This is a genomic window from Xenorhabdus khoisanae (genome assembly GCF_001037465.1).
Lineage (GTDB): Bacteria > Pseudomonadota > Gammaproteobacteria > Enterobacterales > Enterobacteriaceae > Xenorhabdus > Xenorhabdus khoisanae.
The window spans coordinates 23,086-45,438 of record NZ_LFCV01000032.1; the positions used below are offsets into that span (position 1 = coordinate 23,086).

17 protein-coding genes are annotated in these 22,353 nt (G+C 42.8%); 6 read left to right on the forward strand and 11 right to left on the reverse strand.

What is annotated here, in order from left to right; all coding sequences use genetic code 11:
• Position 1: 1 nt before the first annotated feature.
• Positions 2-520 carry a bifunctional 3-hydroxydecanoyl-ACP dehydratase/trans-2-decenoyl-ACP isomerase gene (fabA, locus tag AB204_RS06110; RefSeq protein ID WP_047962491.1) on the forward strand — a complete coding sequence of 173 codons (519 nt, stop codon included), beginning with the start codon at positions 2-4 and terminating at the stop codon, positions 518-520.
• Positions 521-619: 99 nt separating this feature from the next.
• Here the strand turns inward: fabA and rmf are convergent, their stop codons facing one another.
• The 6 genes from rmf to rlmKL form a co-directional block, all read right to left on the reverse strand.
• The gene (rmf, locus tag AB204_RS21240; RefSeq protein WP_072061398.1) at positions 620-778 is read right to left on the reverse strand and encodes a ribosome modulation factor; all 159 of its coding nucleotides are present in this window, start codon (positions 776-778) and stop codon (positions 620-622) included.
• Positions 779-960: 182 nt separating this feature from the next.
• On the reverse strand, positions 961-1,599 hold the full coding sequence (pqiC, locus tag AB204_RS06115) for a membrane integrity-associated transporter subunit PqiC (protein ID WP_047962492.1): 639 nt from the start codon (positions 1,597-1,599) through the stop codon (positions 961-963).
• On the reverse strand, positions 1,599-3,263 hold the full coding sequence (gene pqiB, locus AB204_RS06120; protein WP_200898206.1) for an intermembrane transport protein PqiB: 1,665 nt from the start codon (positions 3,261-3,263) through the stop codon (positions 1,599-1,601). Before pqiB ends, pqiC begins: the two co-directional genes overlap by 1 nt.
• On the reverse strand, positions 3,250-4,464 hold the full coding sequence (gene pqiA, locus AB204_RS06125; RefSeq protein WP_235428036.1) for a membrane integrity-associated transporter subunit PqiA: 1,215 nt from the start codon (positions 4,462-4,464) through the stop codon (positions 3,250-3,252). The genes pqiB and pqiA overlap by 14 nt, the downstream gene beginning before the upstream one ends.
• 103 nt (positions 4,465-4,567) lie before the next feature.
• Entirely contained in the window at positions 4,568-6,478 is a 1,911-nt protein-coding gene (locus tag AB204_RS06130; RefSeq protein ID WP_047962495.1) for an ABC transporter ATP-binding protein, read from the reverse strand.
• Positions 6,479-6,482: 4 nt separating this feature from the next.
• Positions 6,483-8,600: a bifunctional 23S rRNA (guanine(2069)-N(7))-methyltransferase RlmK/23S rRNA (guanine(2445)-N(2))-methyltransferase RlmL gene (rlmKL, locus tag AB204_RS06135; protein WP_047962496.1), complete on the reverse strand. Its 2,118-nt coding sequence runs from the start codon at positions 8,598-8,600 to the stop codon at positions 6,483-6,485.
• A gap of 118 nt (positions 8,601-8,718) precedes the next feature.
• Here rlmKL and AB204_RS06140 point away from each other — a divergent pair, with 118 nt between their 5' ends.
• Positions 8,719-9,831, forward strand: coding sequence for a YcbX family protein (locus AB204_RS06140; protein WP_047962497.1), 1,113 nt, complete (start codon positions 8,719-8,721; stop codon positions 9,829-9,831).
• 218 nt (positions 9,832-10,049) lie between these two features.
• Here AB204_RS06140 and AB204_RS06145 read toward each other — a convergent pair whose 3' ends face one another.
• From AB204_RS06145 to pepN, 3 genes are all read right to left on the reverse strand, one after another.
• Positions 10,050-10,601: a cell division protein ZapC gene (locus AB204_RS06145; RefSeq protein WP_047962498.1), complete on the reverse strand. Its 552-nt coding sequence runs from the start codon at positions 10,599-10,601 to the stop codon at positions 10,050-10,052.
• Positions 10,602-10,759: 158 nt separating this feature from the next.
• Positions 10,760-11,770 (reverse strand): quinone-dependent dihydroorotate dehydrogenase, encoded by a 1,011-nt coding sequence (gene pyrD / locus AB204_RS06150; protein ID WP_047962499.1) that lies wholly within the window; start codon positions 11,768-11,770, stop codon positions 10,760-10,762.
• 391 nt (positions 11,771-12,161) lie between these two features.
• Entirely contained in the window at positions 12,162-14,780 is a 2,619-nt protein-coding gene (pepN, locus tag AB204_RS06155; RefSeq protein WP_047962500.1) for an aminopeptidase N, read from the reverse strand.
• 402 nt (positions 14,781-15,182) lie between these two features.
• On the opposite strand from pepN, the gene pncB reads away from it, so the two are divergent.
• The 4 genes from pncB to AB204_RS06175 all read left to right on the forward strand — a co-directional run bounded on the left by pncB (position 15,183) and on the right by AB204_RS06175 (position 20,877).
• Entirely contained in the window at positions 15,183-16,397 is a 1,215-nt protein-coding gene (gene pncB, locus AB204_RS06160) for a nicotinate phosphoribosyltransferase (protein ID WP_047962501.1), read from the forward strand.
• A 208-nt stretch (positions 16,398-16,605) separates the two neighbouring features.
• Complete coding sequence (gene asnS / locus AB204_RS06165) at positions 16,606-18,006, forward strand: asparagine--tRNA ligase (protein WP_047962502.1); 1,401 nt, start codon at positions 16,606-16,608, stop codon at positions 18,004-18,006.
• Between the two features lie 307 nt (positions 18,007-18,313).
• Positions 18,314-19,444 (forward strand): porin, encoded by a 1,131-nt coding sequence (locus tag AB204_RS06170; protein WP_047962503.1) that lies wholly within the window; start codon positions 18,314-18,316, stop codon positions 19,442-19,444.
• Between the two features lie 242 nt (positions 19,445-19,686).
• Positions 19,687-20,877: an amino acid aminotransferase gene (locus AB204_RS06175; protein ID WP_047962504.1), complete on the forward strand. Its 1,191-nt coding sequence runs from the start codon at positions 19,687-19,689 to the stop codon at positions 20,875-20,877.
• An 87-nt stretch (positions 20,878-20,964) separates the two neighbouring features.
• On the opposite strand, the gene AB204_RS06180 is transcribed toward AB204_RS06175, so the two are convergent.
• Both AB204_RS06180 and AB204_RS06185 read right to left on the reverse strand, forming a co-directional pair.
• On the reverse strand, positions 20,965-21,597 hold the full coding sequence (locus AB204_RS06180; protein ID WP_047962505.1) for an MBL fold metallo-hydrolase: 633 nt from the start codon (positions 21,595-21,597) through the stop codon (positions 20,965-20,967).
• A 45-nt stretch (positions 21,598-21,642) separates the two neighbouring features.
• Positions 21,643-22,191 (reverse strand): YcbK family protein, encoded by a 549-nt coding sequence (locus tag AB204_RS06185; RefSeq protein WP_047962506.1) that lies wholly within the window; start codon positions 22,189-22,191, stop codon positions 21,643-21,645.
• Between the last annotated feature and the right edge of the window lie 162 nt (positions 22,192-22,353).

The window sequence follows — 22,353 nt, forward strand, 5'->3', positions numbered from 1 at the left end:
TATGTTTAAACAACAAGAATCCTACACAAAAGAAGAACTTCAAGCCTCTGGACAAGGTAAATTGTTTGGTGAGAATGGGCCGCCACTGCCTTCTGGCAATATGTTGATGATGGATCGCATCATTAAAATGACAGAAAACGGCGGTACTTACGATAAAGGATATGTCGAGGCTGAGTTCGACATCAATCCTGAGCTATGGTTTTTCGACTGCCATTTTGTCAATGATCCCGTGATGCCGGGCTGCCTTGGCCTTGATGCAATGTGGCAGCTTGTTGGCTTTTTCCTGGGCTGGGTCGGTGGAGAAGGTAAAGGCCGCGCGCTTGGTGTGGGTGAAGTGAAATTCACAGGGCAGATATTACCGACAGCAAAAAAAGTGACTTATCGCATTAATTTCAAGCGAGTCATTAACCGCAAGTTAATTATGGGTCTGGCTGATGGTGAAGTCTTGGTAGATGGTAAACTGATTTATACTGCGACTGATTTGAAAGTAGGTTTGTTCAAAGATACCAGCGCCTTTTAATGATCCCGCTTTGGTGACTAACTTTTTTTCTCCGATGCTGAACACCTCCGCCATTGCGGAGGTGAATTTCTCATTTAATATCAATAGATTTATTTGCCATCAAACGTGATCTTCTTTCGCCTGACGCCATCCCCCCAACCAATACGAACGAGCATCCAATGAATGATAAGGACAATTCTCCCGCGGTCGTCCCAAAATGCCAGCTTGATAGCCTCTGGAAAGCGCTCTTGCTAAACGGTCTCTTTTTTGTCTTTTCATGCCTTAATTTCCTCATTTGTTACCATGAAGATGAAACGTCGATCGTTTTTTATTCAATTGGTGCTAGTGATACCTTTATATAAAATGAATAGCAAGCAAAGATATTCATAGAATTGTCATAATAAACATTTGCACTACTCAGTTAGTCAGTTAGTCAGTTAGTCAGTTAGTCAGTTAGTCAGTTAGCGTTGAGAAGCTATCTGCCTGGCAATGGATTTAGTCAACTGGTTGTAACCTTTTGCTAATGTAAGCACTAATTCAGAATAACCATCTTTTTCCTGTTTCAATTCGAGACTGAACGGTCGTTTAGTTACATTATCCGGGTTAGACAATATCCAGTATCCCTCAATCAATACCCGCCCATCATATCGCCCATGAAAAGCAGTTATTGTGATATCTAACGCATCTGCATCTTTTTCCAGTTCTTGTCCAGAAACCAAACGATGCGGGAATGCCGCGCTCAGTTCAGAAATCAGAATTTGCTTTAACTGCTGCTGTAATGGGCTGGCCCACAAATGATTTGATGCGTTGATATAGCTGACCTTGCCAGTTTGATACGCAATTCCAGGTGCAGCAAGGTAGTCAGAGAGATTAACATCTTTTATCCATAGTTGCCGTTCATGTTTAGCCCCCAGTTTGCTCTCCTGTGATGCTAAGTTTCCCGAAGATACTGGTTTTTCCGATGATGTCTCAGCTAAAACCGGCAGTTGATAATACGTTTTTTGTGGCTGACTACCGCTGCATCCTGAAATAAACAGGCTTCCAACAACAAAAACACTGACAGAGATAAAAAATGCCAATTTTGGAATCAATTTTTTCATTACTTAGGTGCCTTTTTAGGTTCAGGATCTTTTATCGCTTCCGCTTCAAATACCAATGCATTGCTCTTATTATTCAGTATTTTCAAGACAGGCTGCAATTCCCGCATTACTTGATCCAGCCGCTGCATATTGTCAACCAACTTGTTATAAGCCGGAGAACCAGGCTGAATGCCCTGCATACTACGATTTAACTCATTCAGCGTATTTTGGATATCTTTAGGAAGCCCCTGAGTTTCTTTACTCGCAAGAATGCGGTTTAATTCGTCCATTGTCTTTTGTGCAGTTTTAATAGTTTTCTGGCTTTCTTCGAGTGTTCGCGTTGCCTGAATAAATACCGGTTCAATTGGCATGTTATTGATCTTATCCAGCGCCGTAATGACTTTTTGTTGAATTTGTGCCAAACCACCGCTTACTGTAGGCAGAACGTCATAACCAGAAACTTTATGTGGATTTTTCCAGTCTTTTTCATCAGGAAAAAAATTCAGGTCAATAAACAGCGCTCCTGTCAATAAATTGCCCGATTTCAAGGAGGCTCTCAGACCTCGCTCAATAATTTCTTTCAGTTCTTTGTCCGTATCGAACCCATCTCCCAGCTCTTTCTTGAAGCGCCCCGGCTCTATGTGAATCAATACAGGAATACGAAAATCACTATCGACACGCTGTTTGATACTCTCGGTATAAAAAGGAACTTTTACTACTGTTCCCACTCGGATACCACGAAACTCAACAGGCGCTCCCGACTGTAAACCACGCACTGAGTCAGAGAAAAATAATAAAAAGCCTTTATGTTCTGTATAAAGTGAGTTTTGGATATTTTTCTCATTGTCATAAAGTTTAAAGACTTCTTTTTCTTTGACAGGATTGCCCAATCCCCAACCCTCCGGCACATCAAAACTGACACCACCGCCAAACAGCGTTGATAATGAGGCAACGTCAACCCGTATACCTTGTGACGACATATCAAATGCTACGCCGCTGTCTTTCCAAAACCTGACATTGGTTGTCAATAAACCGTCATAAGGTGCATTAACAAAAATTTGATAGCGAACTAACCGAGATATTGGATCAAAAGTACCAGCTTCAACTGAGCCTACACGATATCCCCTAAATAACACCGGATCACCGGGAGAGAGCCGCCCTGCTTTTTCACTTGTCAGTATAATACGAATCCCTTTTGCATCAGGGGAAGCAAGTGGCGGTGAATCAAGCAGTGAGAATTTTTTTTCCTCACCGCCTTGTGTACCAGGTTGTAATTCAATAAATACGCCTGACAGCAATGTACTCAGGCCAGAAACACCTTCACGCCCAATCTGAGGTTTTACAACCCAAAATGCAGTATCTTTGTGTAAAAGCCGCTCCATACCATCATTCAAGCGAGCTTTAATGATCACCTGCCCCAAATTATCGCTTAATGAAACTTTTTCGACGACACCAACGTCCACACTGCGGCTTTTAATTTTCGTTTTTCCCGCCTCAATGCCTTCTGCGTTAGATGTAATCAATATCACTTCAGGCCCTTGATGGCTGAAATGGTAAAACAGTATCCAAGCGCCGATAAGCACAGTGATAATTGGTACTATCCATACAGGTGACCAACTCTTGAGTTTGCTGATTCTGGCCTGAGCCTGATCTTCTTCTTTATCCGTCACCTTACGACTCCTCATTGTCATGTAAAGCAAATTTACTATTGGCTTTATCCCAAGTTAAACGTGGATCGAATGTCATTGACGCAAACATCGTCAGGATAACAACCAGAGCAAACAGCACTGCCCCTGTAGCAGGATAGATACTCATTAGCTGCCCCATGCGAACCAGTGCCGATAATACGGCAATAACGAACACATCAATCATGGACCAACGACCAACAAATTCCACCATTTCATAAATAAAGTGCATTGTTTCAGAATCATGGCTACTTTGGCTTTTTGCATCCCAGCATAGCCAACTAATGGCCAGCATTTTCAATAAAGGCACCATGATGCTGGCAATAAAAATGACTAGTGCAACAGGATAAGAACCCGAACTCCAAAGTAAAATAATCCCTTCCAGAATGTTGGAGTTGATGTGGCTGCCCAATGCCTGAGTCACCATAATTGGCAGAACATTCGCCGGAATATAAAGTATGACTGATGTAATCAGTAACGCCATTGTGTACTGAAGGCTATGGCGACGACGGGCATGCCCTTTTGTGTGACAACGCGGGCATTCGGATTGCTGAGCAGGTAAAATAGCGGTACAACATTGACACAGTCTGATCCCTTGCACCAGGCCAGGTTTCCCAGCCTGTAAAGGTTGGCAAATTGCAGGAGCTGGTTCTATTTCATTCCAAAACCAATGCCTGTCAAGGCATTGAAAAGCCCTGACCTGAAACAAGCAAAAAAGGCAATAAGGCAGGAAACTCAAACCAATATTAACTTCGCCATATGCCATGAGCTTAACAAAGCTCACCAGCACTCCCGCAAGGAAAATTTCTGCCATGCACCATGTTTTCATCTTAAACAGGATACGCGCCAGTTCTATTTTCAAACGGCGCGCCATCCTGACGTGTTGGCATAAGAGAATAATGGCAACCATGCAGAATGCCGGCACAAGCTGAACAAAGATCAGGAAAAACACCGCCATGCTTGAATAGTCTTCACTATACATTACCTTGGGGATCTGAGTCAGTGTGATTTCACTGACAATCCCCGCGACACTCATGCTGACAAAAGGAAACAGGCATGCAAGCAAGAGCATCATTAATGCACTTATTGCATAACCTGTTGGCTGATTGCGTGGCTCTTTCCACTTTGCTGTCAGCAAAGTACTACACCGAGGGCAAACCGCTTTTTTCCCTTGTTCCAAATCAGGCACAGCCACCAGCATGTCACACTGGGGACAAAGAACCAGCTTGTCATACTGATGGTTATTGGAACACAAAGTATTTCTCCTTTAGCAAAGCCTACATGGTTTTTTTATGTAGCAGCTATCATCCATTTTTCATCATTTCCAATTCCTGCCAACGATCAAAAGCTTTTTCCAATTCTTGTTCTTTATTTGCCAATCCATTCAGAACATTTTGTGTAATTTCATGTGATTGGTTGAAGAATTCAGCGTCACTGACCTGAGATTGCAGTTTCTCTATTTCTTCTTCTAACTTTTCTAATAATGATGGTAGTTGTTCTAACTCACGCCGTAAATGATAGCTTAACTTATTGTTGGTCTTTTTCGGGGTATCTTTCGGTTTTACAACCTTAGTTTCAACACTGACCTTTTTCTCTGCGATCTGGCGCAAGGAAATACGCTGCTCTCGTTGTTGTTGAGCATCGTAATAACCTCCCACATAATTGTTGATTTCACCGTCACCTTCAAAAATCCAGCATTCAGTGACTGAGTTATCAACAAATTGACGATCATGGCTTACCAGAATCACAGTTCCGGTATAACCATCAACCATTTCTTCGAGTAGTTCCAATGTTTCAACATCAAGGTCATTGGTTGGTTCATCAAGAATAAGTAAGTTGCTTGGTTTCAGGAACAGACGCGCCAACAACAGACGGTTGCGTTCACCGCCGGAAAGTGCCCGTACAGGTGTCATGGCTCGTTTGGGATGGAAAAGGAAATCCTGTAAATAGCCCAGTACATGGCGGGAGCGCCCGTTAACCATCACTTCCTGTTTGCCTTCAGCAAGGTTATCCATAACGGTTTTATCAGGGTCTAACGCTGCACGATGCTGATCAAAATAAGCGACTTCAAGTTTTGTACCGCAATGCATGCGCCCACTGTCTGCTGACAAATTGCCTAACATCAGTTTCAATAGCGTGGTTTTACCACAGCCGTTTGGCCCCACTAACGCAATCTTGTCGCCACGTTGAACCTGAGCCGAGAAATTTTTAACTAATGTTTTATCACCAATCTGGTAATTTACATTTTCCATTTCAAACACGATCTTACCGGAACGTGTTGCTTCCCCGACCTGCATTTTCGCGGCGCCCATAACATTGCGGCGTTCAGAATGCTCTACACGCAACGCTTTCAATGCTCTTACACGGCCTTCATTACGGGTACGTCGGGCTTTAATACCCTGGCGGATCCAAACTTCTTCCTGCGCCAGTTTTTTGTCAAATTCGGCATTTTGCAATTCTTCAACCCGCAATGCCTCTTCTTTGCCTTCAAGATACTTATCGTAATTTCCTGGCCATGATGTCAATTTTCCACGATCCAGATCGATAATACGTGTCGCCATATTGCGAATGAATGACCGATCATGGGAAATGAAAACAAGACTTCCGTTGAAATCTTTCAGAAAATTCTCCAACCATTCGATCGTGTCAATATCAAGGTGGTTGGTCGGTTCATCCAGAAATAACACTCTTGGCGCACAAACCAACGCCCTGCCCAATGCCGCCTTGCGCAACCAACCACCGGACAGTGAAGATAATTTCGCGTCTGCGGGTAAGGACAATTGTTTCAATACATCGCTAATCCGGCTATCCAGTGACCAAAGACCTTGAATATCCAGCACTTCCTGTAATTCTGCAAGGCGATTGAGGTTCTTTTCGCTCGGATCGGTTTCCACCAAGCGCGAAGTATGGTGGAACGCTTTAATACATTCGGCCTGCTCTTTTACCCCTTCGGAAACAAAATCAAATACCGTGCCTTCTACATCGCGGGGAGGATCTTGCTGTAAGCGGGCGACAATCAAATCCTGCTCATAAATAACCAACCCGTCATCCAAAGGTTGCTCTTTTGCCAGCACGCGTAACAGTGTCGATTTTCCCGCGCCATTACGCCCGACCAGACACACTCTTTCATTTTCTTCTATATGCAGTTCAGCATTATCCAACAACGGTGCATCACTAAAAGACAACCAGGCACCAGATAAACTAATCAATGACATAATATTATTTTTCCTCGCCAGCGTGACGTAGCAACCAGCAATTATGAATCTGACGGTTACGGGCAAAATCCTGAGATAACGTTTTTTCTGTTATTTCTTCTGCAACCAACCCTAATTTTTCCAATTCAGCAAAATCCATTTTGAAGCCCCGCTTATTATTGGAAAACATCAAAGTCCCACCACGACGTAACAGGCGTTTTAATTGCTGCATTAATGTAATGTGATCACGCTGAACATCAAAAGTATCTTCCATTCGTTTGGAGTTGGAGAATGTTGGAGGGTCAATAAAGATCAAATCGAATTGTTCACGCGTTTGTGCCAACCATCCCAAACAATCAGCCTGAATTAAACGATGCTGACGTCCGGCTAAGCCATTTGCCTGTAAATTTTTCTCTGCCCATTCAAGATAAGTACGGGACATATCTACGGTGGTTGTCGAACGAGCTCCGCCCAATCCTGCGTGAACCGTCGCCGAACCGGTATAAGCAAATAAATTGAGGAAATCTTTATCTTGGCTCATTTCCCCTAATTTTCGGCGGGCAATGCGGTGATCAAGGAATAAGCCCGTATCCAGATAATCAGTCAAGTTAACCCAGAATTTCGCCCCATATTCATTAACCAAAAAGAACTCTTTCTTTTCGGCCATCTTTTCATATTGGCTACTGCCTTTCTGACGTTGACGAGTTTTCAGGATCAGTTGGCTGGATGACAAACCAAGTACATTCATTGTTGCACTGATAACATCAAATAAACGTTGGCGTGCTTTATTCGCATCCACAGATTTCGGGGGCGCATACTCCTGAACAATGACTTTATCCGCATAGCGATCAACTGCAACATTGTATTCCGGTAAATCTGCATCATATAACCGATAGCAATCAATACCTTGCTGTTTGGCCCATTTACTGAGTTTTTTCTCATTTTTACGCAAACGGTTTGCGTAATCCTCAGCAATACCAACATCCAAAGACTGTGGTTTATCCGACAATTGATAATTCTTCTGGATACAATCCAGCGGGCCATTTTTCGCCTTGAACTCTCGTTCTGCACGTAATTGCAAGCAGCTCAACAGTTCTGGCGAAGCACTGAATAATGATAAGCGCCAGCCGGGGAAGCGGCTTTTCATTACGCGGCCAAATACACTATGCAGTGCAATCAACGCAGGCTCACTTTCAAGACGTTCACCATAAGGCGGGTTGCTCAGTACCGTTCCCGTAACCCCTTCCGGCAATGGATTTTCCAGCTTGCTGGCATCCCCCTGTTGGAACTGGATCAGTTGGGATACTCCTGCCCTGCGCGCATTTGAACGAGCCATATCCATGACGCGGCGATCAATATCTGTTCCGAAAAAGCGGGAAGTGGTTTCCTGTAACCCTTTACGGAAACGTACTTGTGCTTCTGTGGTCACTTCACGCCAGATAGTTTCATCGAATTTCAGCCATGAGGTGAATCCCCAATATTTGCGATGTAAACCTGGTGCACAATCTGCCGCCAGCATAGCGGCTTCTATTAACAATGTGCCTGAACCACACATTGGATCAATCATTGGCGTTCCTACATTCCAGCCAGAACGCAAAATAATTGCTGCCGCAAGATTTTCTTTCAGTGGCGCTTGCCCTGCCAGATCACGATAACCACGGATATGCAAACTGTCTCCACTGAGGTCAAGTGAAACCGTCGCTTTTTCTTTATTCAAGAAGACATTGACACGGACATCAGGTTGTTGTTTTGCAACATCAGGACGCTGCTTTATTTTACGTACAAAACTGTCAACAATGGCATCTTTGACTTTCAATGCGCCATATTGTGTATTTCTGATTTCTTCATTCGTGCCGCTGAAATGCACAGAAAACGTGCTATCGACCGAGAAAATTTCACTCCAATCAATGGATTGGACACCAAGGTACAGATCTAAGTCACTATAAACCTTGAACTCATTGAGCGGCATCATGATACGAGATGCCAGCCTGCTCCACAGCAGGCTTTTATACATCACCCGATCATCACCCTGAAAATGAACCCCGCCTTGGGCAATCTTGCAGGATTGCGCTCCCAGCATTTCCAGTTCGTTTTTTAACAGTTCTTCCAGTCCACGTGCCGTGCTGGCAAAGAGAGCGTTCATTTTATTAATCACCACAAAAGTTCAATACAAAAAATTGTGGCACATTATAGCCAATACCGACGACATGTCATAAAGTTGCTTATTCAATTAAAAAATAAAAATGCTCTGGAGATAATGGATGATAACTTTGTCGCGCCTCTATACTTATCCCGTCAAGTCTATGCGTGGATTGCAACTTTCACATTCCCTCGTCAATGAAAGTGGCCTTACGTTTGATCGCAACTTTATGATAACCACAACAGACGGTACTTTTATTACTGGCCGCCAATATCCACAACTGTTGTTGTTTACGCCAACGATGCTCCATAACGGTCTCTATCTACAGGCACCAAACGGAGAAAGTGCAACTGTACTTTATACTGATTTTAAAGAAGAGCGTTTACCCACCGAAGTCTGGGGGACTCATTTTACTGCTTTAGTTGCCCCGGATCTTATCAACACTTGGTTAAGTGGTTTTTTTGATACCCCTGTGCAACTCCGCTGGCTAAGTGAGGAACTCACCCGAAGAGTCAAAAAATTCCCGGATATTGCTTTATCATTCGCGGATGGTTACCCCTATTTAATGATCAATGAAGCCTCTTTCCATGCTTTACAACAACGCTGTCCCGCAAGTATTAAAATAGAGCAGTTTCGTGCCAATATGATTGTCACAGGGGCTGCGCCCTTTGAAGAAGATAGCTGGAAAGTCATCCAAATTGGCGATGTTATTTTCGACCTTCCCAAACCGTGCAGCCGTTGTATTTTGACAACTGTCAGCCCTGAAAAAGGTCGTAAAAATCCTAAAGGTGAGCCACTGGCAACATTACAGTCTTTTAGAACTGCCAAAGAAAATGGAGCTGTCGATTTTGGGCAGAATGCCATTGCCCGTAATAGCGGCATTATTCGCGTTGGCGATCGTGTCACCATTTTGGAAAAGAAAACCCCGCGTGAATATGGCAGCGGTGAGCAAGCGAATGATTTAAATATACAGAAAATTGCTGAACAATCTATTTCTATTGAATTCAATGGGCAGCGTTTTATTGGAAACAATCAACAAATAATTCTAGAGCAGCTCGAAAACCAAGGTATTAGAGTTCCTTATTCATGTCGTGCTGGCATTTGTGGTTCTTGTAAGCTATCCCTGCTTGAAGGGGATGTACAGCCATTAAAATCAACATCCATCAAAGACAATGGAAAAATTCTGGCATGTAGTTGTATTCCCAAAAGTGATTTAGTGATTGAATTAAACTAATCATTAATAATATATAGTGATAATAGCTAGATCAGGCAGTATGAATAAAATCATCTGTCTGACTTTTTATCCCTATCTTACTAATTTTAATTATATTTTTATTTTAAAACTTCAGATGGGAAAACTTTCCGGAAGCAAAATCATTCAGGTAAATGACATTATAAATATACCTGTTCAGGTATGATTAATTGAGTTATACATTCAACAATTGAATGAAATTAAATCGCCCTGTCATATACCGACACCTGAGTTAATTCGATATAAGGTAGCAAGCGATCGTTCATTACCTTAATAGCATCACAAAAACTCATCACACGATCATTCAGTTCCAATTTTTGCTGCGCTAATAAACATAAACTCGCATTGTCACCGACTTCCACCACCATAAAAAGTGCTTCAGTATCACTATCCTGCAAACGAAGTTGAACAATTTCACCATGTTCAGGTTTTTCTACTAAAGAAAAAGGGGAAAAATGCCAGCTTCTGGGCATTTGTGGTTTCATAAAGCGGAATGCCACCACGCCATTCAGGGCTAATTCAGTTCTGAGCGCTGGTGCAATATTAATACGACGCGAATGTTCTTCGAAAGCATAATAAAACGCAGCATCGTCGACAGAGAAAGACATTTCTTTCATTGTCATTGCATAGTCGGTCAACATTTTGGCAGGGAAATGAGAACGAAAAACCATGCCATTAGCAAGATCGAGCATGACACGACTATGTTCATGATCGAAATACCAGCGCCACTGATCATCAGGTCTAATTTTCATTGATTACCCTTTATACTCACAATAGCTTTTTTGGTTAAAAATAAACATCACTACTGAAATAAAAATTCAAAAGAAATAATAAGGATTTAAGCTGCTAGACAAAATATAGACGAGTTGGGGGAAGAAATAAACCCCCAACCCCGAATTGCGGCAAATATTCAGATATGATTAACTATATCTTTGATGAGTTTTGGCCCTTTATAGATAAAACCAGAATATATTTGAATCAACGAAGCACCCGCTTCCATTTTTTCTCTGGCAGCAACAAGCGAATCAATTCCACCAACACCAATAATCGGTATTTCACCTTTTAATTCTTGAGAAAGGCGTCGAATAATCTCTGTACTACGTAATTGAACAGGACGCCCGCTTAATCCGCCCGCTTGTTGACAGTGGTTCAATCCTTCAATAATCTTTCTATCCAATGTCGTATTAGTTGCAATAACACCATCAATCTGATAACGCATTAAACTATCAGCGATTTTAATTAATTCCTCTTCTGAAAGATCTGGAGAAATTTTTACAGCAACAGGCACATATTTTTGGAACTTCTGTTGAAGCTCTCCTTGCTTATTTTTAATCGCAGATAAGAGATCGTCCAGCGCTTCCCCATATTGCAAGGTTCTCAGGCCGGGGGTATTGGGAGAAGAAATATTGATAGTGATATAACCTGCATGCGGATAAACCTTATCCATGCAAATTAAATAATCGTCTTTTCCATTCTCTACTGGTGTATCTTTATTTTTGCCAATATTGATCCCGATAATCCCGTCGTATTTTGCTCGTTTAACATTCTCAACCAGATTATCCACACCAAGGTTATTAAACCCCATCCGATTGATGATCCCTTCTGCCTCGACTACACGGAATAATCTTGGTTTATCATTCCCCGCTTGTGGGCGTGGAGTCACTGTGCCAATTTCAACAAAACCGAAGCCCATTGCACCAAAGGAATCAATGCAATCACCATTTTTATCAAGACCAGCAGCGAGACCTAATGGATTTTTGAACGACAGCCCCATACAAGTAACGGGCTTAGTAGCAACTGATTGGCGAATAAGGAATTCGAAAGGAGTACCGGTGACGCGCTTGAGCTGACGGAAAGTAAGCTCATGTGCTTGTTCAGGATCAAGCTGGAACAATGCCTTCCGTACCAGAGAATAACACATTTAGATTAACCTATTGTTTTTTATACAGGAATTGTCAATTATATATTTTGGGTTATGCACAATCCCATACATATATGATTGCTGCTTTATCGTGACTGGCAAAGACCGCTAATTTACCATTATCTGCATAAACAAAAAAGCCTTCTCTTTATCGGCAAAAGCCGATCATTCCTTCTCTTTTATCTGAGTCAATTATTTTGGTGGACTTGTTTTAGTGGGCTTGTTTTAGTGGGCTTGTTTTAGTGAAATTATTTTACAGAATTATTTGGGCTTATTGGAATGAAATTTTCTATACACTCAATATTCCGGATTTGCCCGACGATTGGTATGGGAGATACTGAAGAAGTTCAGGTCAATATCCTCCGGCTATCACCGGAGGATATATCACATATTAACTTTCAAGTGCCTTGGTAATTTTTTCGAACAAATCACCGGACAAGTTTTCCAGTTCTTTCAACTGTTCCAGTGCCGCACGCATCAGGACCTGACGTTTCTCATCGTAACGTTTCAGACGAATCAATGGATTAATCAAACTTGATGCTACTTGAGGGTTTCGGCTGTTCAGATCAGTCAACACTTCCACCAGGAACTGATAACCACTGCCATCTTCAGCATGGAAAGCCACAGGATTACTGATAAAGAATGTTCTCAACAGTGAATAAACACGGTTTGGATTGCTCAAACTGAAAGAACGATGCTTCATCAAGCCACGTACTTGATCAAGCGCATCAAAGGCCGGGTTGGTTGCTTGCAGTCTGAACCATTTATCCATGACCAAACCATTCTGATGCCAACGTTGATCAAATTCATCCATTAATTGATAACTGCAAGGCAATTCAGCAGATACTGCCGCAGACAAGGCAGCGATACTGTCAGTCATGTTATCAGCCTGATAATATTGTGCTGCCACTAATTTATCAGCCAGCTCTTTGTTATCAATAAAGGCCAAATAGTAGAGACAGGTATTACGTAAATCACGTTTCGCAATATCCTGATGATCCACACGGTATGCCCCTGTATGAAGGCTGTGATAAACCGCAGTAAATTCATCTGCCATTTCATTAGCCAGCGCCTTCGTCATTGCACCAATGACATCATGGATGGCTTTAGGATCGACAACCGTAAACAGTTCTGCTATTTCATTTTCAGACGGCAAAGTCAGGATCAATGCAGCTAATGCCGGATCGATCTCTTTATCCAGCAATACCGCACGGAAAGCGTCAATGACATGCATTGGCAATTCCAGTGCCTGAGATTTTTGATTTCGGACAACATTCAGCTTTACATAATTGGTTAGCAGTGCCTGCGCCGCATCCCAACGAGAGAATTCGTTACGTGCATGTTTCATCAAGAATGAAAGTTGCTCATCACTATATGGATAATCCAATTTTACTGGTGCAGAGAATTCACGCAGTAAAGAAGGAACAGGACACGATGAAACATCATCAAATACAAATGATTGTTCTGCATGAATGACATTCAGAACATGATGCACAGGCTGACCATCACGACGCAGCGGGATTATTCTTCCTTGTTCATCATAAAGCTCGATGTCCAGAGGAATGTGCAGTGGCAATTTTTCTTTCTGATCCAGCGTTGGTGGCGTCATTTGACTGACGTGCAAAACATATTGCTGTTTTTCTGCATCGTATTCGTCGCGGACAGTCAGCACAGGTGTTCCTGATTGGCTGTACCAGCGGCGGAAGAGTGTCAGATCAACGTTTGACGCATCTTCCATTGCCTGAACAAAATCATCACAGGTTGCAGCGCTACCATCATGACGGTGGATATAAAGCTGCATACCCGCCTGAAATTGTTCTTCACCCAACAAAGTGTGGATCATCCGAATCACTTCCGAACCTTTTTCATAAACGGTCAACGTATAGAAGTTATTCATTTCCATCACCTGATCGGGACGGATAGGATGAGCCATCGGGCTGGCATCTTCAGCGAACTGTGCAGCACGCATAACACGCACGTTATTGATACGGTTAACCGAACGAGAACCCAAATCAGAACTGAATTCCTGATCACGGAATACGGTCAGCCCTTCTTTCAGGCTTAACTGGAACCAGTCACGGCATGTAATGCGGTTTCCTGTCCAGTTATGGAAATATTCATGTCCAATGACGGCTTCAATGGCAAGGTAATCTTTGTCAGTTGCGGTTTCCGTTTTTGCCAGAACATATTTGGAGTTGAAGATGTTCAGCCCCTTGTTTTCCATCGCGCCCATATTGAAGAAATCAACGGCAACGATCATATAGATATCAAGGTCGTACTCCAAACCAAAGCGGGTTTCATCCCACTTCATCGAATTTTTCAGCGATGTCATGGCCCAGTCAGCACGATCTAAATTACCCCGGTCGACAAACAGTTCCAGTGCAACTTCACGGCCACTACGGGTTACAAATGTGTCCCGCAGGACATCAAAATCACCTGCCACCAGCGCAAATAGATAAGCCGGTTTTGGGAATGGGTCCTGCCATTTCACCCAATGGCGCCCATCATCCAATTCTCCCTGTTCAATGCGGTTACCATTGGAAAGCAAGAAGGGGTATTTGGCTTTATCAGCGGTAATGCGCGTAGTAAAGCAAGCCAGAACATCTGGACGATCCAAATAATAAGTGATGTGACGGAATCCTTCGGCCTCACATTGGGTGCACAAGGCATCTCCGGAGACATATAAGCCTTCAAGTGCTGTATTTGCTGATGGGCTAATTTCATTCACAATCTTCAAGGTAAACTGGGCTGGTAGCTGCTCAATCAACAGCTTACCATCCTGTTCCTGATAATGTTCCCACGCTTTATCATCTATGTAGATACTTTTTAACGTGAGATTTTCTCCATCCAGAATCAATGGAGTAATATCATTAGCCAGACGTTTTACCTGACTGATTGCCGTTACCGTGGTTTTATCTGTATTCAACTCAAAATCGAGATCAATGTCGGTAATTGTATAATCTGGTTTTCTGTAATCCAGACGGTGTTTTACGAGTCGCTGTTGTGTCATAGGGAACCTTTTCCATTATTTTTTAACAGGCATATTTGATAACATCTGCATAACTTTAGCTACAAGGCGCCTGGCATATTGTGTTTCCATAGAAACTTTCCAATCGCTAACGCTGCCATAGAGAAACCATCCTTTCAATCAATAAGTCTCTTTTTCTGAATGTTAATAACTTATTAAATAAAGGTATAAATGATGTAGTCAGCATATTAGTACTTTCGTGCGAATTGTCATCTCATATCTCATTTAACATGATATTATCTATAAATGGATTAACCTTAATCTTTAGATTCGGGAAAATATATGCAGCTACATAGCTTCATTAACCCAATAATCACGGTATACTCTCCCGACTTTATCGATTTAGCAGACACGAATATGCTCCGCGAGGATGCCTGACGCGCCATGACTTTAGACGCTACCCCGATTATCAAATCACTGCTTGATACAGATGCTTATAAATTTCATATGCAGCAAGCAGTGTACCACCATTACAACAATATTCCTGTTGTTGCAGAATTTCGTTGCCGTGGTGATGAGCTGCTCGGAGAATACGCCGAGGCGTTGCGCCATCAAATTAATATGATGGCTGATTTAAGATTAACAGAACGCGAATTCGATTATCTCTCTCGGCTCCCGTTCTTTAAAGAGGATTACCTGAACTGGTTCAAGACATTCCGCTTTAACCCTAAACAAGTAGACGTTTCTGTTACCCATAAAGGGCAATTGGCTATCCGCATTTCCGGCCCATGGCACGAAGTTATCCTGTGGGAAGTGCCTTTACTTGCCCTCATCAGCGAATTAGTTCATCGCCATCGCTCACCTGAAATAAAACCAGAAGATGCGGTTATTCAGCTCAGAAAACTGATTGAGCTGTTCCACAAAGATGCGAAAGAAGAACATATTGATCTGTCCGGCTTTAAGTTAATGGATTTTGGCACTCGTCGCCGTTTTTCACACGAAGTACAGTATGCCATTATCAATGAGCTGAAAAATAGCTTCCCTTATTTAACCGGAACCAGTAACTATCAACTGGCAGAGCAGCTTGATCTTCCTCCGCTTGGTACACAAGCTCATGAATGGTTTCAGGCTCATCAGCAGATTAGCCCTGAACTGGCTAATAGTCAGCGAGCTGCGCTACAAACATGGCTGAATGAGTATCCAAATCAGCTAGGTATCGCTCTGACAGATTGTATCACTATGGACGCTTTCCTGCGGGACTTTGACAAACCCTTGGCGACAGCTTACCAAGGCCTGCGTCATGATTCCGGTGATCCTATTGAATGGGGTGAAAAAGCCATAGCACACTACCAGTCACTAGGAATCGATCCAATGACGAAAACACTGGTATTCTCTGACAGTCTGGATTTGCAAAAAGCATTAGCGCTATATTGCCATTTCCATAAGAGAATCAATGTCATTTTCGGTATTGGTACACGACTGACCTGCAATATTCCAGGTGTAAAGCCACTGAATATTGTTATCAAGCTCGTCGAGTGTAATGGCAAACCGGTAGCGAAACTCTCCGATAGCCCCGGAAAAACCATCTGTGAAGATGATGAATTTGTCGATAGATTACGCCGGGCGTTCGACATTCCTTATATAGAAAAAGCAGTATAATCTGGCTGATTGTTCCTTGCGTAACCAGCTCTATGCTGGTTACGCAAGTAAAAAACAACTTTTCCCCTTATTTCCTCGCTAAGACGCGAAATTTCTTCTTGTTTCCTGAGAGATGACAAGTAAGATAGAAGATCTGCCCCTGAAGATGGGGCATTTATGGTAAATCTATCTAGTTATCTAATTCACTAATAAAAGAAGAGAGAAATTTATGAGCGTAGCGCCTGTAGTCGATGTACTGCAAGGCCGTGTTCCGGTTGACAGCGAAGTCACCGTTCGCGGTTGGATACGTACAAGGAGAGATTCTAAAGCTGGTATCTCGTTCCTCGCCGTCTATGACGGTTCCTGCTTTAATCCATTACAGGCTGTCGTTAATAATAATTTACCTAATTATCAGGATGAAGTTCTGCATTTAACCACAGGCTGTTCTGTAGAAGTGACAGGAACAGTGGTTGAATCCCAAGGTAAAGGTCAATCTTTTGAATTGCAGGCAACTAAAGTTGTTATCGTTGGCATGGTTGATGATCCTGATACCTATCCAATGGCAGCCAAACGCCACAGTATCGAATACCTGCGTGAAGTTGCTCATCTTCGTCCGCGCACCAATTTGATCGGCGCAGTTGCTCGTGTTCGTCATACACTGGCACAAGCCCTGCACCGCTTTTTCCATGAAAAAGGCTTTTTCTGGGTATCATCTCCGTTGATCACTGCATCAGATACTGAAGGTGCCGGCGAGATGTTCCGCGTTTCCACGTTGGATCTGCAAAACTTGCCACGCACAGATAAAGGCGAAGTGGATTTCAGCCAGGATTTCTTCGGTCGCGAAGCTTTCCTGACCGTATCTGGTCAGTTAAACGGTGAAGCTTATGCTTGCGCGCTGAGCAAAGTTTATACTTTTGGACCAACTTTCCGCGCAGAAAACTCCAATACCAGTCGTCACTTGGCAGAATTTTGGATGGTTGAACCCGAAGTGGCGTTTGCCGATCTGAATGACATCGCCAAACTTTCCGAAGATATGCTGAAATATGTTTTCAGAGCTGCTCTGGAAGAACGTGCTGATGATTTGGCTTTCTTTGCAGAACGTGTTGATAGCGAAGTTATTACTCGTCTGGAGAAATTTGTCGATTCAGATTTCGTTCAATTGGATTACACCGATGCAATAGAAATTCTGGAAAATTGCGGCCAGAAATTTGAAAACCCTGTTTTCTGGGGCGTGGATTTGGCATCAGAGCATGAGCGCTATTTGGCAGAGAAACACTTCGAAGCGCCAGTGATCATGAAAAACTATCCAAAAGACATTAAATCCTTCTATATGCGCCTGAACGAAGATGGTAAAACCGTTGCAGCGATGGATGTGTTAGCTCCTGGCATTGGTGAAATCATCGGTGGTTCTCAGCGTGAAGAGCGTCTGGATATGCTGGATCAGCGTATGGAAGAAATGGGGCTGAATAAAGAAGATTATTGGTGGTATCGTGATCTGCGCCGTTATGGCACCGTTCCTCATGCTGGTTTCGGTTTGGGCTTCGAACGTTTGGTCGCTTATGTGACTGGAGTATCCAACGTTCGTGACGTTATTCCATTCCCACGGACACCGAGAAACGCAAGTTTCTAATGAATCAGCTCAATAAACGAGCACAATTCAATCCTCTGAAAAGCCAGCGAAAGTTGGCTTTTTTTATTTTATAGTAAAAAGCACACAAAAAAAGTTCCCTGACATTTACATTTTGAAACACCTATTTGCACTTTGTTACCGATTTTGCGCTTTTGTAGCATTTTGAGGGTAGATAAAATTCATTACCAATGGAACACTGGTCGCCGACTAATAAGACACTCGATACCCACAAATAGTTCCAAAATTTTTTAGTGTTCTATTTCTGGCAGTGGCAGGTGTCTGCATAACACCAATGAGGGTAATAATAATGAAGCGCAATATTCTTGCAGTGGTAATCCCGGCTCTGCTGGTTGCTGGTACAGCAAACGCAGCTGAAATCTTTAACAAAGACGGCAACAAACTGGATCTGTACGGTAAAGTAGACGTTCGTCATCAACTCGCAGACGAAAGAAGCGGTGAAGATGGTGATGCTTCTTATGCGCGTATCGGCATCAAAGGTGAAACTCAGATCTCTGACCAACTGACTGGTTTCGGTCGTTGGGAATACAACCTGAACGCTAACGACGTAGAAGGTAAGCAAGAGACTAAAACTCGTCTGGCTTTCGCTGGTTTGAAATTCGCTAACTACGGCTCACTGGATTATGGCCGTAACTACGGCGTAAACTACGACGTTAACGCATGGACTGACGTACTGCCAATCTTTGGTGGTGACTCCATGTCTCACACTGACAACTACATGACTGGCCGTTCTACTGGTCTGTTGACTTACCGTAATACTGACTTCTTCGGTCTGGTTGATGGCCTGAACTTTGCTGTGCAATACCAAGGTCAAAACAGCGAAGAACGCACCAAAAATGGTAAGAACCGCGACCAAAAAACAGCAAACGGTGATGGCTACGGTTTGTCTACCACTTATAACGTAGGTTACGGTATCACTGTTGGTGGTTCTTACGCCAATTCTAATCGTGGAAACAATGATTGGAAAAATGTTAATGCTCACGGTAAGCGTGCTGAAGCATGGAACATCGGTGCTAAATACGATGCTAACAACGTATACCTAGCAGCAATGTACGGTGAAACCCGTAACATGACCCCAGGTAAAGGTGGCAATGAATACCGTGGCGTAGTGAAATCTTTTGACGGTATCGCTAATAAAACTCAAAACATTGAACTGACTGCACAATATCTGTTCTCTGACTTAGGCCTGAAACCGTCTCTGGCTTACGTTCAATCCAAAGGTAAGGATCTGAAACGTAACGACGGTGCCAAAGGTTTCAACGCAGATCTGGTTAAATACGTTTCTGTAGGTACTTACTACTACTTTAACAAAAACCTGTCTACCTACGTTGATTACAAAATCAACCTGTTAGACAAAAACGAAGGCGGCGATACAAACGCTCGTAACGTATTCGGTGTTGGTCTGACTTATCAGTTCTAATTACTGTTGATGAATTATTTAGCGAAACGCTAATCGATTTATCTCAGAAAAAGCAGCGCTCCGGCGCTGCTTTTTACGTTTTATTCCCCTGTTTTTATTATCTTTTTTCTTTACTCCGTAAACTACTTCACAAGATTTTATTCTTTTTGCTACAAGTGGTTGGCAAATAGGTTCCTTAAGGTTACCCTGAGCAGCGTATAACTTACTTTGGGCTTAACTCTCCGAGACTTGGAATCAAAAAAATGTTTGAAAAAATCACAGCAGCGCCTGCCGACCCTATTCTTGGTTTAGCCGATAGCTTTAAAGCAGATCCACGTGAAAACAAAATCAATTTAGGTATCGGCGTCTACAAAGACGAAACCGGTAAAACCCCTGTTCTGACCACCGTTAAAAAAGCAGAAAAATTCCTGCTGGAAAACGAAACCACCAAAAATTATCTGGCAATTAGCGGGTTACCTGAATTTGGTCGTGTCACTCAGGAACTGCTATTCGGTAAAACCAGCCCTATCGTAACCGACAAACGTGCCCGTACTGTACAAAGCCCAGGCGGAACTGGCGCACTGCGCACTGCCGCTGACTTTATTGCTAAACAGACCAATGCAAAGCGTGTTTGGATCAGCAACCCAACATGGCCAAACCATAAAGGTGTTTTCTCCAGTGCTGGTTTAGAAATCCGCGAATACAACTATTACAATGCAGAAAAACATGCTTTGGATTTCGATGGCATGCTGGCAAGTCTGTCTGAAGCGCAAGCCGGTGATGTTGTTTTACTGCACGGTTGCTGTCATAACCCAACTGGTATTGATCCAACTGCTGAACAATGGCAAAAACTGGCGGATTTATCTGCTGCAAATGGTTGGTTGCCGGTGTTTGATTTCGCGTATCAAGGTTTTGCTAAAGGATTGGATGAAGATGCAGAAGGTCTGCGTATCTTTACCAAAAACCACAATGAACTGATCGTTGCCAGCTCTTATTCCAAAAACTTTGGTCTGTACAATGAGCGTGTTGGTGCCTGCACCATCGTTGCAACAGATAGCGATACCGCAGAAAAAGCATTCAGCCAAGCGAAATCCATTGTTCGTACCAACTACTCTAACCCACCAGCACACGGTGCTTCCGTTGTTACGACAATTTTGTCTAATGATGATCTGAAAGCAGAATGGGTTCAGGAATTGGCAACAATGCGCGAGCGCATTCAGCGCATGCGTCAATTATTTGTGAACACTTTACAAGAAAAAGGTGCGAAACGAGATTTCAGCTTCATTATCGCTCAAAACGGCATGTTTTCATTCAGCGGCTTGACTAAAGAACAAGTTGATCGTCTGCGTGAAGAATATGGTGTTTATGCGGTTAGCTCTGGTCGTATCAATGTAGCGGGTTTGACACTGGAGAACATGGTTCCTCTGTGTGAAGCTATTGTTGCAGTGCTCTAATTTATACCTAACTATCTGATATCTATTCCAAAAAAGCCGCTAAAGAAAGCGGCTTTTATATTTACGTGATGCTTTGCACATTTCCAATTAATCTTGCAAGAATGGATTGGTTTTCCGTTCGTGTTCTAAAGTTGACATCGGCCCATGACCGGGAATGAACTGGTAATCATCGCCTAACGGCAATACTTTTTCTTTAATAGATTGAATCAGTTCATCATAATTTCCACCCGGGAAATCAGTACGACCAATACTCCCTTTAAACAGCACGTCTCCCATTGAGATTAATTTATCCACGTGATTAGCAAGGATGATATGCCCTGGTGTATGCCCCGGACAATGCAAAACGGATAATTCAACATTGCCAATTTGCAATGTATCCCCTTCATCTAACCAACGATCAGGCGTGAAAGATGGACATGGCTCAACACCAAACATTTGGCACTGAATTTCCAACCCTTCTATCCAAAAAGCATCCCCTTTATGTGGCCCATAAACAGGTACATCAAAACGGTTGGCAACTTCAACGGTAGCACCAACATGATCGTAATGACCATGTGTCAGCAAAATTTGTGTGAGTTTCAGTTCACGACGCTCTATTTCGGCGATAAGTTGCTCGGCATTGCCGCCCGGATCAACAATCGCTGCTTCCTGAGTTTCTTCACACCAAAGCAATGTACAATTCTGCATCGCCATCGTGACGGGGATAATGTGGTATTTCATTATATTGTTTAGCTCCACAATCAAGACTCATTTTTAGTAATAAGATTACCACGTCCTGACCGGGCCTGTATCAATATGAATAAAATTACTTTTTGGATAAAACCCAACTCCCCCTGCCCGCATTTTCAGTGCCGCTTTACGAATATGCGCTAATTGAACACCATCAATATGGAAATCCATTGCCTGCCCGCGCGTATGATAACTATGTTTTGCGACCCCAGCACTAGCTTGGCGCAGTATATTATTTGTCGTCAATGAACGGTAACCAGAAACGAGTTGAACAGATTTATTTGTTCCCATCAGCATCTGTAATAAATAAATTTGATCAAACAATTTCGGATCAATAGTTTTGATCTTATTCTGACGGAAATCCCGGAATAAATAATTCAAACGAGCTAATTCCGATTTGTTATAACGGCGACCATCAAAGAATTCAGCTTTGAGTGTTTCTCCCGTATGCAGATTATCAAAGCGTAAAATTCGGGGACGCGGTGTCGTCAATGCGGCCAAAGCAGGTTGAGGTAATAAACCCAACCCTAGCGCGGCCACGCTTACGCCGAGCCACTTTCGGCGATCGTGGTCAATATCATTCATGGATAAAATGCCCTGCTATTCTATGATGTATTAATAATATCTAAACTACATTAATAGGTGAGTTTAACCAATTAATGAGACATCAACAAATAAAAAGTAGTTTCAATTATTTTTGTATATTACTGTAAATTTACCAGACTATAATTGTGACCAATCTAACAG